General features: G+C 61.2%; 12 protein-coding genes and 1 pseudogene. 4 read left to right on the forward strand and 9 right to left on the reverse strand.

Annotated features, from left to right (window positions below; genetic code table 11):
* Positions 1-140 precede the first annotated feature (140 nt).
* From CKW15_RS29165 to gap, 9 genes and pseudogenes are all read right to left on the reverse strand, one after another.
* Complete coding sequence (locus CKW15_RS29165) at positions 141-896, reverse strand: methyl-accepting chemotaxis protein (protein WP_371856317.1); 756 nt, start codon at positions 894-896, stop codon at positions 141-143.
* Between the two features lie 150 nt (positions 897-1046).
* A pseudogene (locus CKW15_RS29170) lies at positions 1047-2345 on the reverse strand (chemotaxis protein); the annotation flags it as partial.
* 136 nt (positions 2346-2481) lie between these two features.
* Positions 2482-2871, reverse strand: a complete 390-nt coding sequence (locus tag CKW15_RS22830; RefSeq protein ID WP_095058823.1) for a YbaN family protein — start codon at positions 2869-2871, stop codon at positions 2482-2484.
* A 153-nt stretch (positions 2872-3024) separates the two neighbouring features.
* Positions 3025-3627, reverse strand: a complete 603-nt coding sequence (locus tag CKW15_RS22835; protein ID WP_095058822.1) for a biliverdin-producing heme oxygenase — start codon at positions 3625-3627, stop codon at positions 3025-3027.
* Positions 3628-3738: 111 nt separating this feature from the next.
* Positions 3739-6303, reverse strand: coding sequence for a TonB-dependent receptor (locus tag CKW15_RS22840; protein WP_095152730.1), 2565 nt, complete (start codon positions 6301-6303; stop codon positions 3739-3741).
* A 122-nt stretch (positions 6304-6425) separates the two neighbouring features.
* The gene (locus CKW15_RS22845) at positions 6426-7391 is read right to left on the reverse strand and encodes a FecR domain-containing protein (RefSeq protein WP_095058820.1); all 966 of its coding nucleotides are present in this window, start codon (positions 7389-7391) and stop codon (positions 6426-6428) included.
* Positions 7392-7512: 121 nt separating this feature from the next.
* Positions 7513-8031 carry an RNA polymerase sigma factor gene (locus CKW15_RS22850; protein WP_095152731.1) on the reverse strand — a complete coding sequence of 173 codons (519 nt, stop codon included), beginning with the start codon at positions 8029-8031 and terminating at the stop codon, positions 7513-7515.
* Between the two features lie 77 nt (positions 8032-8108).
* On the reverse strand, positions 8109-8573 hold the full coding sequence (locus CKW15_RS22855) for a methylglyoxal synthase (RefSeq protein WP_095058818.1): 465 nt from the start codon (positions 8571-8573) through the stop codon (positions 8109-8111).
* 135 nt (positions 8574-8708) lie between these two features.
* Positions 8709-9710, reverse strand: a complete 1002-nt coding sequence (gene gap, locus CKW15_RS22860; RefSeq protein WP_095058817.1) for a type I glyceraldehyde-3-phosphate dehydrogenase — start codon at positions 9708-9710, stop codon at positions 8709-8711.
* Between the two features lie 220 nt (positions 9711-9930).
* Between gap and edd the strand changes: the two genes are divergently transcribed.
* The 4 genes from edd to CKW15_RS22880 all read left to right on the forward strand — a co-directional run bounded on the left by edd (position 9931) and on the right by CKW15_RS22880 (position 15068).
* Positions 9931-11757 carry a phosphogluconate dehydratase gene (gene edd / locus CKW15_RS22865; protein ID WP_095058816.1) on the forward strand — a complete coding sequence of 609 codons (1827 nt, stop codon included), beginning with the start codon at positions 9931-9933 and terminating at the stop codon, positions 11755-11757.
* A complete protein-coding gene (locus CKW15_RS22870) occupies positions 11754-12704 on the forward strand; it encodes a glucokinase (RefSeq protein ID WP_095058815.1) in 951 nt (316 codons plus the stop codon). Before edd ends, CKW15_RS22870 begins: the two co-directional genes overlap by 4 nt.
* A 173-nt stretch (positions 12705-12877) precedes the next feature.
* Positions 12878-13609, forward strand: coding sequence for a response regulator (locus tag CKW15_RS22875; RefSeq protein WP_095058814.1), 732 nt, complete (start codon positions 12878-12880; stop codon positions 13607-13609).
* A complete protein-coding gene (locus CKW15_RS22880; RefSeq protein WP_095058813.1) occupies positions 13599-15068 on the forward strand; it encodes an ATP-binding protein in 1470 nt (489 codons plus the stop codon). The genes CKW15_RS22875 and CKW15_RS22880 overlap by 11 nt, the downstream gene beginning before the upstream one ends.
* The last annotated feature ends 33 nt before the right edge of the window (positions 15069-15101 follow it).

Genomic DNA, 15101 nt, shown 5'->3' on the forward strand with positions numbered 1-15101 from the left:
CGGTTGAAGACAGGGACTGTTTAAGCGTCGTATTCTTTTTCATGGACTCGCCCTCGCTGCCGTTGGCTTCTTAGACTGCCACCGTGGCGCATTGACGCCTCGGCGTGGGCGAGTCCATCCAATTACAAGGGGAATCTCGATTACACGCGGAACTGGTCCATCAGTTTCATCTGGTGAGTGGTCAGGGAGTTGAGTTGGCTGCTGATTTGCGCCGATTCAGTGGCTTGGCCGGTCAGGGTTTCGGTGACGGTGCGGATCGCCGAGACGTTGCGGTTGACCTCTTCGGCCACGGCGCTTTGTTGCTCGGCGGCGCTGGCGATTTGCAGGTTCATGTCGCTGATCACGGTCACGGCGTCACTGATTTTGCCCAAGGCCTGCACCGCTTGCTGAATCTGCCCGGCGTTGCTGTGGGCCTGGGTCTGGCTCGAATGCATGGTCGCGACCACGCCGCGCGTGCCGCTCTGGATGCGCTCGATCACCGAACGGATTTCCTCCACCGAGTCCTGGGTGCGTTTGGCCAGGTTGCGTACTTCATCGGCCACCACCGCAAAGCCGCGACCGCTTTCACCGGCACGGGCAGCTTCAATCGCCGCGTTGAGCGCCAGCAGGTTGGTTTGCTCGGCGATGCTGCGGATCACTTCCAGCACCGAGCCGATCTGCTCACTGTTCACCGCCAAGGCTTCGACTTCGGTCACGGCCTTGCTGACTTCCTCGGCCAGTTGATTGATGTCGCGGGTGCTGCGCTCGATGATCTGCATGCCGTCGCGGGCCGACTGATCGGCACCTTTGGCGGCATTGGCCGCGTTCGACGCGCTGTTGGCGACGTCGTGGGCGGTGGCGCTCATTTCGTTGGACGCGGTGGCGACCTGGTCGATTTCGCGGAACTGCACCTGCATGCCTTCGCTGGTCTGGCGGGCGATCTCGGACGACTGATCGGCCGTGCCGCGGGCGTCGGTGATGCTCTGTTTGATCTGCGCAATGGTCGGTTGCAGCTTGTCGAGGAAGCGGTTGAACCAGCTGACCAGTTCGCCCAGTTCATCCTTCTTGCTGTAGTGCAGGCGTTGGGTCAGGTCGCCGTCGCCGCTGGCAATCGCCTTGAGCATTTGCGCCACGCTGTCGATCGGCCGGGTCACGCCCGAGGCGGTGAGCCACATCAGCAACAGGCCAACCACGCCGGCAATCACCGCCACCAACAGGGCTTTGATCGTGCCGCTTTGCTGGGCGTCGTCGAGGACGGTTTGCAGCTTGACCGAGTCGGCCAGCAACACTTGCTTGGGCAGGTCGATCACCACGGCCCAGGCCTTGGCGTCGGCAATCGGGCTGACCGGATAAACCGCGCGGATCAGGTCGCCTTGTTCGAGAACCTTCGGTGCACCGTTGCCGAGCAATTGCAGAATGTCTTTGCCGTCCGCACCGAGCGTATCGCCGATGCTCTTGCCGACTTTCGTTGCATCGACGCTGTAGGCGGCCACTACGCCGGTGCCGGACACAATCAGCATGTGCCCGGCGCTGTTGAACAGTTCACGTTGGGAATCAACCGCGGCCGCTTGCAAAGCGTCGAGGGCGATGTCGATACCGACCACGCCGATGGATTTTCCGTCCATCAGCAGCGGCACGGAAATGGTGGTCATCAACATTTCCTTGCTGCCGACAGTATCAGCGTAGGGGTCGAGCAAGCAGATGCGTTTGCTGTCCCGCGGGCAGGTGTACCAGACGTTGTAAGGCGTACCGCTGAGGTTCAGGGTGGTTTTGGTCATGTCCTCTTCGACCATGATCGTGTTCAGCGTTTCACCACCGGCACGGCTGAAGTAGGTGGCAAAGCGACCGGCCTCGTTGGACTGGCGGGCCGCGTCATCGACGAACTCGCTGTCCTTGCCATCCAGGCCATTGGGTTCGAACGCCAGCCAGATCCCCAGCACTTTGCTGTTGCGCTCGAAGGCGGTTTTCAGGCTCTGGTTCAGGTCCTCACGCAGCGCGCCGGGCTCAAGCGCGCGCTTGGCGGCCAGGGTGCGCATGTCCATGATCTGATCGGCAAGGCCGGTGACCACCGTCAGGGTTTCGCCGAACGTCTTCTGCACCCGCACCGCTTGCTCGGCCGCTTTGGCCTGGAGCAGGTCCTGCACGCTGGCGGTGAGCATTTTGCTGCTGGAATCGCTGACCAGATCATCGTTCTGATTGGTCTGGTAGATGTTCATGCCGACGATCAATGCGACTACACCCAGCAGGCACAGACCAGACAGCAGGACGATTTTCAGGCGGATGGACAGTGAGTCGAACATAGGGCGAACTCGCGAATGGATGAAGTGTTGGCTGTGAGCCTTGGCGGCTCGACTCGCTAAATCCATTTAGCGCCATTCAATGCACATCGGCGTGGCGTCGAGGTTTCATGAATGGCACTCCGACGAACGGTAGTGGTTGAACGTTTGCGCGGAAGAATGTCGCGAAGATCGGATTAAAAACGAGAGTAAATCGCGGGCGGGTTCAGGCTGTTTGCCGCAGTGATTCCGGACGTGACCAGATCCACAGATTGCCCAGGGCCATCCCGGCAATCGCCAAATAGACCGGCCAGCCATGATCGAGCATCACCAGCATGAGACTCACACATAACAGCATGCTGACCGTGGCGCTGATTTTGGCCCGGCGAGCGATGATCTTGCCGTTGCGCCAGTTGAAGAGGATGGGGCCGAACAGTCGATGGTTTTCCAGCCAGGCACTCAAGCGCGGCGAACTTCGCGTGGCGGCCCAGGCGGCCAGCAGGATGAACTCGGTGGTGGGCAGGCCGGGGATGACGATGGCGATCAGGCCGATGCCCAGGCTGACGTAGGCCAGCAGGCCGAAGAGGAAACGAGAGAGTTTGGAGGAGGCGGGCATGGGCTCAAGACAGCACGTGAGGCGGATCGAAATCTAACAGACTGGCGGCGTCCCCTGTAGGAGCGAGCGTGCTCGCGATGGCGGTCAAACATTCAACATTTGAATAGTCTGGCACTCCGCTTCGCGAGCAAGCTCGCTCCTACAGGGGATGGGTCAGGCTACTTCGGTAGCGTAAGCCTGTTCCAGCAACACGGTGAAGCGGTTGAACGCGTCGATGGCGCCTTTTTCCGCTTCGGCTTCTTCTTGCGCAGAGAGCTCCAGGCCGTCGAGGGTTTTGACGAAGCTCTTCCAGCCTTCAGCGCGGCCACCGGCCGGTTCGCCCAGGTGACGGGCACCGAAGGTATCGCTCAGGCCCAGGCCCACAGCACGCTTGATCAGGAACGCCGCGCCGAGCTTGGAACCTTCGGAGACGAAAATCCAGCCGAGGGCTTCGGCTTTGGTCGGGTTGCTCAGGGCACCGGCAACTGGCGCCGGCACTTCGGTGTCGAGGTCCGCCAAGTCAGCCTTGGCCGCATCGGCGCGGCAGCGGGCCGGCAGGTCCGGAACAATGGCGGTCAGCTCGGCATCGTTGTACAGCGACACCAGTTCCGACTGGAACAGGTACTGCGCGACCACGAAACGAGCGAAATTGGCCTGGGTTTCGAACGGCGCGTGGGCTTTGACCAGGGCATCGAGCTTGGTGTGCGGCTCGTGGGTGATCTGGTTCAAGCGTTGCGAACGCAGGTTGGGGCGTTGAGCAGTGTCCTGGGTATTCATGGCAAATCCTTGGGAAAGAAGAGGCGCTTGGTAACGAGACGAACAGGAAGACGCCTGACAGTAAAAAATCCTCGCCGGGTGATTGCATGAATCCCGGCGAGGCGACCCGGATCAGATATCCCAGATCAGGTTGACTGCGAAGTTGCGGCCCGGCTGAGTCAGGCGATCAAGGTTGGCCGGTTGTGTCACCGAGGCTTCGCCGACGCTGTCGTAGCCGCGCACGTCATCCCACAGCCAGTACTTCTTGTCGGTCAGGTTGTAGACGCCGCCGCTGACGGTCACATCGTCCGTCACTTTGTAGAACGCGCTCAGGTCCAGAATGCCGAAGCCCGGGGTCTTGAACTGGGTGCTGGTACCGTCCGGGGTTTTGAAGTTGGTGCTGTCGACGCGATCCTTCTTCTTCACCAGGGTCCAGTTGAGCACACCACCGTAGTTGTCCTGGTCGTAGCCGAGGCCGAACACGCCGGTCAGCGGGTTGACGCTGTTGAGCGGTTCGCCGCTGTCGTCGTTGCGTCCGTAGGCATAGGCCACCGAGCCTTGGGTGTACAGGCCTTGCGGCGCGCCGAAGGCGTCGAGGTTCAGGCGGCCCTTGATCTCCGCGCCCTTGATGGTCGCGTGCTTGATGTTGTTGCTCTGGAACGTGGTCTCGGTGTAGCCGGGCGTGATGGCGTTCTCGTCGATGAAGTCGCGGTACTTGTTGTAGAACACCGCCACGTCAAACGAGCCCTGCTCGAAGTTGCCGCGCAAGCCTGTCTCGTAGCTCTTGCTCTTCTCTGGTTCCAGGTCCGGATTCGGCGCGACCTGATAGCCGCCGGCAAGGTTTTCGAAGCGACCGTACAAGGCCTTGGCGGTCGGGGTGCGGAATCCTTCGGCGTACTGACCGTACCAGGTGTAATGGTCGTTGAAGCTGTAGGTGGTGCCGAACTTCGGCGAGAGGCGATGCCAGGTCTTGGTCTCTTCGCTTACGTCGCCGTTACCGCTCTGGTCGGCGGTGACCAGGAATTCATCGGTGACGTGCGGCTTGAGTTCGGTGTAGTCATAGCGAGCGCCGGGCAGGAACGTCCAGTTGCCCCAGCTGATCTGATCCTGGGCGAACAGGCTGTAGCTATTGATGGTCGGGTCCGGGAAGTCACTGGCGGGTTTAAGCGTGTCGGCGGCGCTCGGGGCACCGATGACACGGCAAGCACCGGCGACGGTCAGGCAGGTGCCGGAACCGGTACGCAGGCCGGTGACCTTGTTCTGCTTGATGGTGGTGCCATAGGTGACGAGGTGCTCTGTGTCGGCGACGGCAAACGACTTGTCAGCCTGGGCGTCGAAGACCCATTGGCGATCCTTGTAGGTGGTATCGCGGTTACGCAGCACGGTGCGCGACGGCGCGTAGATTTCCTCGGTGCTCTGGTCGGTCTTGGCGATCTGGTAGTTCAGCGACCACTTGATGTTGTCAGCCAGTGCGCTGTCCAGACCGAAGCTGTGTTCGATGCCAAAACGTTCGCGGGTGATCGTGTCGTTGCCGGTGCGGGCCTTGTAGAAGCCGAAACCGCGTCCGGCGTTGAACGGGCCGCCCACAGCACTCAGTTGATTGGTGTCGCGGTCGTCCTTGTAATGCTCGTAGGTCAGCCCCAGGCGCGCGTCGTCGGCATAGTTCCAGCCAAGCTTGGCCAGAATGTTGGTGGTGCGCACATCCTCGGGGTTGGCTTGCGTGCGGTTCAGGCCAGTGCCGCCGGTTTCGCCGTAGGACTCTGTTTCATGACCGTTGCGCTGACTGAGGTGCAACAGGCCATCGAACTCGCCGGTGCGGCCCGCGACGGTGCCGGACGTCAGCCAGCTGTCGTCGGCGGAGCTGTAGCCGGTTTTCAGGCGTGCACCGACATCCTTGCCCGGTTTGATGATGTCGTCCGGGTCCAGCGTGTAGTAGCTGACAGCGCCGCCAATCGCATTGCTGCCATACAGCACTGACGCCGGACCGCGGAGGATTTCCACGCGCTTGACGATTTCCGGGTCAACGTAGTTGCGGTTGGTCTGGGCGTACGGGCCGTTGAAGAAACCGTCGGGGACCTGCACACCGTCGATCTGCGTCAGGACCCGGTCACCGTCGATGCCGCGAATGTTGTAGCCGGTGATACCGGAACGCTGGCCTGCGCCGCCGACCGAAACACCGGGCTCGTAGCGCACCAGTTCCTTGATGGTATTGACGTTGTTGCGGTCCAGGTCTTCGCGGGTGTAGACCGAGACCGTGCTCGGCACGCTGTTCACGTCCTGCTCGTTACGGGTGGCGCTGATGGTCACCTGATCCAGATTGAGCGCGCTGTTGGTGGTGCGCTTTTCCAGGACGATGCTGTTGTTGCCCAGTTTGCGATAGCTCAGGTTGGTCCCCACCAACAGGCGATCCAGCGCTTTCTCTGGCGACAGCGACCCGCTCACGCCCGGCGAGGCTACGCCTTGCGCCAGCTCCGACGACACGCCGACCTGCCAGCCGGTGACGGCGGTAAAGGCATTGAGCGCCGACACCAGTGACTGCTGGGGAATGGCGAACGCGTAATCGCCCATTTTGCGTGTCGACTGCTCGGCGGCGTTGGCGGCCATCAGCGGTGCAGCGCCGGCCATCAGGATGGCGGCGGTCAACAGCGACAGCACGCGGGAAGGTGAAGAGGCTGGGCGGGTAAGGCGAGAGGACATCGATAGCGCTCCGTGTCGCACGAATCTTTATAGGTGCTGATTGGCATAGTGAGATGCGAATCAATTGCATTGGCTATAACGAGACGTACGGGATTTGGCTATCGAGTAAAAATAATTCTCATTCAGTTCAGGATGACCAGCACCGGGAATTCCTGGAGCCGTGCCGAGGTGATGTGGGCGAGGGACCGAACCACGTCCAGCGGTTGGTCGAGGCGATAGTTGCCAGTCACGGTGATATCGGCCAGTTGCTCGTTGTTGTTGATGATCCAGCCCGGGTAATACCGACGAAGCTCCGCCAGCACCTGGTTCAACGGGCAGTTTTCGAACACCAGCCGTCCCTGGACCCACGCCAGGTCGGTGGCAGCATCGAGTTTGGCCGGGCGGTCGAACCCGTTGGGACCGATGCGGATACTTTCCCCGGCGGACAAGCGCACCCGCGCGTCATTGCGGGTGGCGCGCAAGTCGACGTTGCCGCGCTGCACCCGCACCTGCGCCACGCCGTCGAGGTAGCGCACGGCAAACGCAGTATCGCGGACACTGGCCTTGACCGGGCCGGCGTCGATTTCCAATGGCTGGCCGCGATTGGCTTGCACTTCGAAAAACGCCTCGCCCTGATACAGCCGAGCCACGCGCTGTTGGTCGTTGATGGTGCTGGAAAACGCCGAGTTGGTGTTGAGCAGGACTTTGGAACCGTCCTCCAGTTGCAGACGCTGGCGCTCGCCGACCACGGTCAGGTGATCGGCTTGCAGGCGCATCGGCAGGTTGCTGAAGCTGAACAGTCCGAGGATCAGCACGGCGGCGGTGGCCAGCGGTTTCCAGTGCGGACGCAGGCGCGTGAGCACGGTGATTTTCGGCGGACGCGCCGCCAGGCTTTGCGCGCTCTGCGCCACTTGCGGACCGTCCCAGATCGCCTGGGCCTTGGCGAACGCCTGGGCGTTCAGCGGGTCGGCGTCGAGCCATGCGTGGAATTGACGGCTCTGCTCCTCATCAGGACAGCCGAGCACGATGAGCCAGTCCAGGGCCTGGTCCATTGCAGTGGCGGCGTCCTGTGCCGGTGAAGGCGCAGGGGAGCGGTGGTTGTCCGTCACGGTGTTTCCTCGGCGTGTCTGTGCACGACTGTTTTTTTAGTGAAGCGTAAAAAGTGGGCCAAGGGTAGCAAAGGCCGATGATCAGCGCAGTCGATGAGGCTTTGAAAAAAGTCTAACGGCCTCAATCGGCGTTTAGCCGGTCGGCGACACCGATGCAGATCGACATGATCAATTTGAGTTCTTTCTGAACCGTGCTGAGGGACACGCTCAGTTCGTCGGCGATTTCCTGATAGCTGTGCCCGTGCAGGCGACTGAGGATGAAAATCCGCTGCTGTCGGCTGCTGAGTTCACCGAGGCTCACGTTCAGGCGCTCCAGTAATTGTTCGGCATGGGCAGCATCTTCGGCGCTGCTGGTAGGGGCGGCGACGCTGTGCATGACCTCTTGCGGAACGTCGTCGACCATCGTGCGCGAATGAATACGCCGCGCGCGCAAGTGGTCCAGCGCCAGGTTACGGGCCGTCTGGAACACGAAGGGTTCGAGATGATCGATGGTCCGCTCACTGAGCGCCCGGGTCACCCGCAGGTAGGTTTCCTGCAGGAGGTCTTCGGCGGTGCTGTGATTGTTGACCATCCGCTCCAGCGTGCGCAGCAGAGAGACCCGCTGGGTGATGAAGACGTCGTTGAAGCGCGATTGACTCACGGGAGGACCTGATCCATTTCAAGCGAATGATAATGCTTATCATCCGCTCAAATGGTCAAGTACTGATTTGTGAAGGATTACACCCGGGCTTGCAAATAAGTCGCGTAATCCGGAATCCGATGCGCATGCGCCTGATCCATCATCGGGCTGCTGAGCAGGTAATCGGCGCTGCATTCATTGCAGGCCACCGGGATGTTCCAGACCGCAGCAACCCGCAGCAACGCCTTGATGTCCGGGTCGTGTGGTTGCGGTTCGAAGGGGTCCCAGAAAAACACCAGCATGTCGACCCGTTGCTCGGCGATTTGCGCGCCGAGCTGCTGATCACCGCCCAATGGGCCGCTGATCATGCTTTCCACCGGCAGGTCGAGACGTTGTTGCAACAACAACCCGGTGGTGCCGGTGGCGACCAGGTTGTGTTGCGCCAGTGTGTCTTTGTGCCGCGCGGCCCAGTCGAGCAAAAACACCTTGCAGTGGTCGTGGGCAACCAGGGCGATACGCTTGCGCGCCGTCAGGTTCTTTTGCGTAAAGCTGATACCGATCATGGATGGTTCCACAGGCGATTTGCGAGGGTGATTCGGAGGACGCCATCGCCAGCAAGCCGGCTCCTACAAGGTTGAGTCGTACACGATTGTTGTAGGAGCCGGCTTGCTGGCGATAGCAATTTTGCAGACGCAGAATTATTCCGCGTTGCACAGCGCCAGGCAGTTATCGAGCATGCGGTTGGAGAAGCCCCATTCGTTGTCGTACCAGGCCAGCACCTTGAGCAACTTGCCGCTGGATTTGGTGTGGTTGGCGTCGAAGATCGACGACAGCGGGTTGTGATTGAAGTCGCTGGAAACCAGCGGCAGGGTGTTGTAGCCGAGGATTTTCGAATGCTGGCTGGCTTCTTTCATCAGCGCGTTGACTTCCTCGGCGCTGGCGTCTTTTTTCACCTGCACGGTCAAGTCCACCAGTGACACGTTGATCACCGGAACGCGCACCGCCATGCCAGTGAGCTTGCCCGCCAGTTCCGGCAGCACCAGGCCGACCGCTTCGGCAGCACCGGTCTTGCTCGGGATCATGTTCTGGGTGGCCGAGCGGGCGCGGTACGGGTCGGTGTGGTAGACGTCAGTCAGGTTCTGGTCGTTGGTGTAGGCGTGGATCGTAGTCATCAAACCGCTTTCGATGCCCAACTCCCGGTGCAGCACCTGGGCCACCGGCGCCAGGCAGTTGGTGGTGCACGAAGCATTGGAAATAATCTGGTGCGACTGGCGCAGAATGTCGTGGTTCACGCCATACACCACCGTGGCGTCGGCACCTTTGGCTGGCGCTGAGATAATGACTTTTCGTGCACCCGCCGTAATATGCGCGGCGGCTTTGGCCCGGTCGGTGAACAGGCCGGTGCATTCGAATACGACATCAATTTTTTCCGCGGCCCAGGGCAGGTCGGCCGGGTTGCGGATGGCGCTGACCGCAATACGGTCACCGTTGACGGTCAGGCTTTCCTGATCGTGCAAGACATCGGCGTCGAACGTGCCGTGAACGGTGTCGTACTTGAGCAAGTGTGCGTTCATTGCACTGTCGCCCAAGTCATTGATGGCGACGATCTGCAGATCCTGACGGTAGCCCTGTGTATAGAGTGCGCGCAGTACGTTACGGCCGATGCGGCCAAAGCCATTGATTGCGATTCGAAGAGTCATTTGTCTGCGCTACCGTCGTTTTGTTGTTGGAATTACAAGATTATTCGCAAAAAAATAGAAAACAAGCCTTTTTAATGGCAATATTTTGTTCAATCTACAACGAGTGACCTGAACCAACTGGTCCGACCGATCAAGAAAACCGTCTGTCATCCCATCGACACCGGTCTTTGATCAGCATAGACAATCAGGTCGCCACATCCGTTAGCCTGGAGTTCTACACATGCATCCCCGCGTCCTTGAGGTCACCGAACGGCTTATCGCCCGCAGCCGCGCCACGCGTGAGGCTTACCTTGCATTGATTCGCGGTGCGGCCAGCGACGGTCCGATGCGCGGCAAACTGCAATGCGCCAACTTCGCCCACGGCGTGGCCGGGTGCGGCAGCGACGACAAGAACAGCCTGCGGATGATGAACTCCGCGAACATTGCGATTGTTTCGTCATATAACGACATGCTCTCGGCGCACCAGCCGTACGAAGTCTTCCCTGAACAGATCAAAAAAGCCCTGCGCGAGATCGGCTCCGTCGGCCAGTTCGCCGGTGGCACGCCAGCCATGTGCGATGGCGTGACCCAGGGTGAACCGGGCATGGAACTGAGCCTGCCGAGCCGTGAAGTGATCGCGCTGTCCACAGCGGTGGCGCTGTCCCACAACATGTTCGACGGCGCGCTGATGCTCGGCATCTGCGACAAGATCGTGCCGGGCTTGATGATGGGGGCGCTGCGTTTTGGTCATCTGCCGATGATCTTCGTGCCGGGCGGGCCGATGGTCTCCGGCATTTCCAACAAGCAGAAAGCCGATGTGCGCCAGCGCTATGCCGAAGGCAAGGCCAGCCGCGAAGAGCTGCTGGAGTCGGAAATGAATTCCTACCACAGCCCCGGCACCTGCACCTTCTACGGCACCGCCAACACCAACCAGTTGCTGATGGAAGTCATGGGCCTGCACTTGCCAGGCGCTTCTTTCGTCAACCCGAACACGCCGCTGCGCGATGCCCTGACCCGCGAAGCCGCGCATCAGGTCACGCGCCTGACCAAGCAAAATGGCGACTACATGCCGATCGGCGAAATCGTCGACGAGCGCTCGCTGGTCAACTCCATCGTGGCCCTGCATGCCACCGGCGGCTCGACCAACCACACCTTGCACATGCCGGCCATCGCCATGGCGGCGGGTATTCAACTGACCTGGCAGGACATGGCCGACCTCTCCGAGGTGGTGCCGACCCTGAGCCACGTCTACCCGAACGGCAAGGCTGATATCAACCACTTCCAGGCGGCGGGCGGCATGTCGTTCCTGATCCGCGAACTGCTGGAAGCCGGGCTGCTCCACGAAAACGTCAACACCGTGCTCGGCCATGGCCTGAGTCGTTACACCATGGAACCGTTCCTCGATAACGGCGAACTGGTTTGGCGCGAAGGCGTGACCGACAGCCTTGATGAAAGCATCCTGCGTCCGGTCGCACGTGCATTCTCGGCAGAGGGCGGCTTGCGCGTGATGGAAGGCAACCTCGGTCGTGGCGTGATGAAAGTCTCCGCCGTGGCCGTGGAAAACCAGATCGTCGAAGCACCGGCCATGGTGTTCCAGGATCAGCAAGACCTGGCGGATGCGTTCAAGGCCGGCTTGCTGGAGAAGGATTTCGTCGCAGTGATGCGCTTCCAGGGCCCGCGTTCCAACGGCATGCCGGAACTGCACAAGATGACGCCGTTTCTCGGTGTGCTGCAGGATCGCGGCTTTAAAGTCGCACTGGTCACCGACGGGCGCATGTCCGGCGCATCGGGGAAAATCCCTGCGGCGATTCACGTCAGCCCCGAAGCTTATGTCGGTGGCGCTTTGGCCCGGGTGCAAGAGGGCGATATCATCCGCGTCGATGGCGTCAAAGGCACCCTGGAGCTTAAGGTGGACGCCGAAGAATTTGCAGCGCGCACGCCGGCCAAAGGCCTGTTGGGCAACAACATCGGCACCGGTCGCGAACTGTTTGGATTCATGCGCATGGCCTTCAGCTCGGCGGAGCAGGGCGCCAGCGCCTTTACTTCTGCCCTGGAGACGCTTAATTGAAACTGGCTTTGGTCGGTGACATCGGTGGGACCAACGCACGTTTCGCGTTGTGGAAAAACCAGCAGCTGGAATCGGTCCAGGTGCTGGCAACGGCCGATTTTTCCAGCCCGGAAGAGGCGATAAGTCTCTATCTGAGCGGGCTCGGTCTGGCGCCGGGTTCAATCGGTTCGGTCTGCCTGTCGGTGGCCGGGCCCGTCAGCGGCGACGAATTCAAGTTCACCAACAATCACTGGCGCCTGAGCCGCAAGGGCTTCTGCCAGACCTTGCAGGTCGATCAGCTGTTGCTGGTCAACGACTTCTCGGCCATGGCGTTGGGCATGACCCGTTTGCAGCCCGGCGAATTCCGCGTGGTCTGCGACGGTACGCCCGAGCCGTTGCGCCCGGCGGTGGTGATCGGGCCGGGCACTGGCCTGGGCGTCGGCACTTTGCTCGATCTGGGCGAAGGGCGGTTTGCCGCGCTGCCGGGTGAGGGCGGTCACGTCGATCTGCCATTGAGCAGCCCGCGTGAAACCCAACTCTGGCAGCACATCTTCAACGAGATCGGCCATGTCAGCGCCGAAACCGCGTTGAGCGGCGGCGGCCTGCCGCGCCTCTATCGAGCCATTTGCGCGGTGGACGGTCACACGCCGGTGCTCGAAACGCCGGAAGCGATTACCGCTGCCGGTTTGGCAGGCGATCCGATTGCCCTGGAAGTGCTTGAGCAATTCTGCTGCTGGCTCGGTCGCGTGGCGGGCAACAACGTGCTGACCAGCGGTGGGCGCGGTGGCGTGTATATCGTGGGCGGGGTGATTCCGCGGTTTGCCGATTTCTTCCTTGAAAGCGGTTTCGCCCGCTGCTTCGCTGACAAGGGTTGCATGAGCGATTATTTCAAGGGCATTCCGGTGTGGCTGGTGACGGCGCCGTATTCGGGTCTTGTTGGTGCCGGTGTAGCGCTCGAACAGGCTTGAGAACGAGTCGCCTTCATCGCTGGCAAGCCAGCTCCTACAGGTTTGTGGTGTTCTTGCGTTTGGCACGAACTCTGTAGGAGCTGGCTTGCCAGCGATGGGGCCAGGACAGGCAACAACTATTCAAGGTGCATCAGGCATAATCCGCCCAATTCAAACAACAAGGACGCCGCCCCGTGAGCTCAGTCAACAAGTCGATTTTGTTGGTCGATGACGATCAAGAGATACGCGAGTTGCTGGACACCTACCTGACCCGCGCCGGGTTTCAGGTGCGGACCACGCCCGATGGCGCCGGTTTTCGCCAGGCCCTGAACGAGGCACCGAGCGATCTGGTGATCCTTGATGTGATGCTGCCGGACGAAGACGGTTTCAGTTTGTGTCGCTGGATTCGTCAGCACCCACGCCGGGCGCAAGTGCCGATCATCATGCTCACCGCCAGCTCCGATGAAGCTGACCGGGTGATCGGTCTTGAACTTGGGGCCGACGACTACCTCGGCAAACCGTTCAGCCCGCGTGAATTGCAGGCGCGGATCAAGGCGTTGCTGCGTCGCGCGCAGTTCGGTCAGGAGCGCAGCGGCGGTGAAGTGCTGGCCTTCGATGACTGGCGCCTGGACATGGTCAGCCATCGGCTGTTCCACACCGACGGCGAGGAGGTGATTCTCTCCGGTGCCGATTTCGCCCTGCTCAAACTCTTTCTCGATCACCCGCAGCAAATCCTCGACCGTGACACCATCGGCAACGCCACCCGTGGGCGGGACCTGATGCCACTCGACCGCATCGTCGACATGGCGGTCAGCCGTTTGCGGCAACGTCTGCGCGACACCGAAAAACCGCCACGGCTGATCCGCACCGTGCGCGGCAGCGGCTACCAACTGGCTGCCAACGTGGTTGCCGGCAATGGTCACTGAGTCTCTTCGCAAACTCGCCGCCAGGGTGCCGGTGCCGCGTTCGCTGCTGGGGCGGATGTTGCTCTTGACGCTGCTCGCGGTGCTGTTCGCCCAGGCGTTGTCGAGCGTGATCTGGGTCTCGCAACTGCGCGCCACACAACTGGAGGGCCTGGTCACCAGCGCCCGCAGCCTCGCCCATTCGATGACGGCCAGCGTCAGTTATTTCCGTTCGTTGCCGGTGGCGTATCGACCGCTGGTGCTGGATCAGTTGCGCAGCATGGGCGGCACCCGGTTCGTGGTCACGCTCAACGACAAACCCCTGGGCATGGAAGTGTTGCCGGTGACCCCGCGCAAAGCGGCGGTGATCAACGCGGTGGACCAAGTGCTGCGTGACTCCCTCGGTCACGACACGGATATCTCGGTGACCTTCGTCAGCCCCGAGGACCTGCGGATTTTCAACGGCGGCCTCAAGCTCGATGAGCTGCCGCGTTCCTGGGCGCACTATGCGTTGACCCTGGAACCAGTGAACCCACCGGTGCTGGTCACGCAGATCCAGATGGCTCCGGGTGAATGGCTGTACATCGCCTCGCTGTTGCCCGAGCCCTACACCAGTCTTGAAGAGCAAGGTCTGCCCGCACAGCAAGTCTGGTTCATCGTGCTGACCAGCAGTTTTCTGTTGCTGTTCATCGGCCTGCTGGTGCATTGGCAGAGTCGTCCGCTCAAGCGCCTGGCGCGGGCTGCGCGGGATCTGTCATTGGGCGCCGATGTCGAGCCGGTGGCCGAGGGCGGTGGCAGCGAAGTCGTCGAAGTCGGACGCGCATTCAACACCATGCGCGAACGCATCAGCCGCTACCTGACCGAGCGCAGCCAGTTATTCAGCGCGATTTCCCACGACTTGCGCACACCGATCACCCGCTTGCGTTTGCGGGTTGAACTGCTCGAAGACGAGACGCTGCAAACCAAGTTCGGCCGCGATCTGGATGAGCTGGAGTTGTTGGTCAAAGGCGCGCTGCAATGCGTGAAAGACACCGACATCCACGAAAACATCGAGCCGGTGGATCTCAATCACGTACTCGACTGTCTGGTGGAACCGTACCTGGCGCCCAACGGCAACGGTCGCGTGACCCAGCAGGGACGTGCACTGGCCGCGTATCCCGGCAAGCCGCTGGCGCTCAAGCGTTGCATCGGCAACCTGATCGACAACGCACTGAAGTACGGACAGAACGCTCACCTGCACATTGATGACGACGACAGCGCGTTTGTGCTGCATGTCGACGACGAAGGACCGGGGGTTCCGGAGCAGCGGCTGGAGCAAGTCTTCGAACCGCACTTCCGCCTGGCCGGGCAGCAGCAGGGTTATGGGTTGGGGCTGGGGATTGCGCGCAACATTGCCCACAGCCATGGTGGTGAGGTCACTTTGCAGAATTTGCGTGAAGGTGGGTTGCGGGTGACGTTGCAGCTGCCGCGCTCGGCGGATTGACATCGACCCTGTGGCGAGGGAGCTTGCTCCCGC

Origin of the sequence: Pseudomonas sp. Irchel s3b5, assembly GCF_900187435.1 — a bacterium.
Taxonomy (GTDB): Bacteria; Pseudomonadota; Gammaproteobacteria; order Pseudomonadales; family Pseudomonadaceae; genus Aquipseudomonas.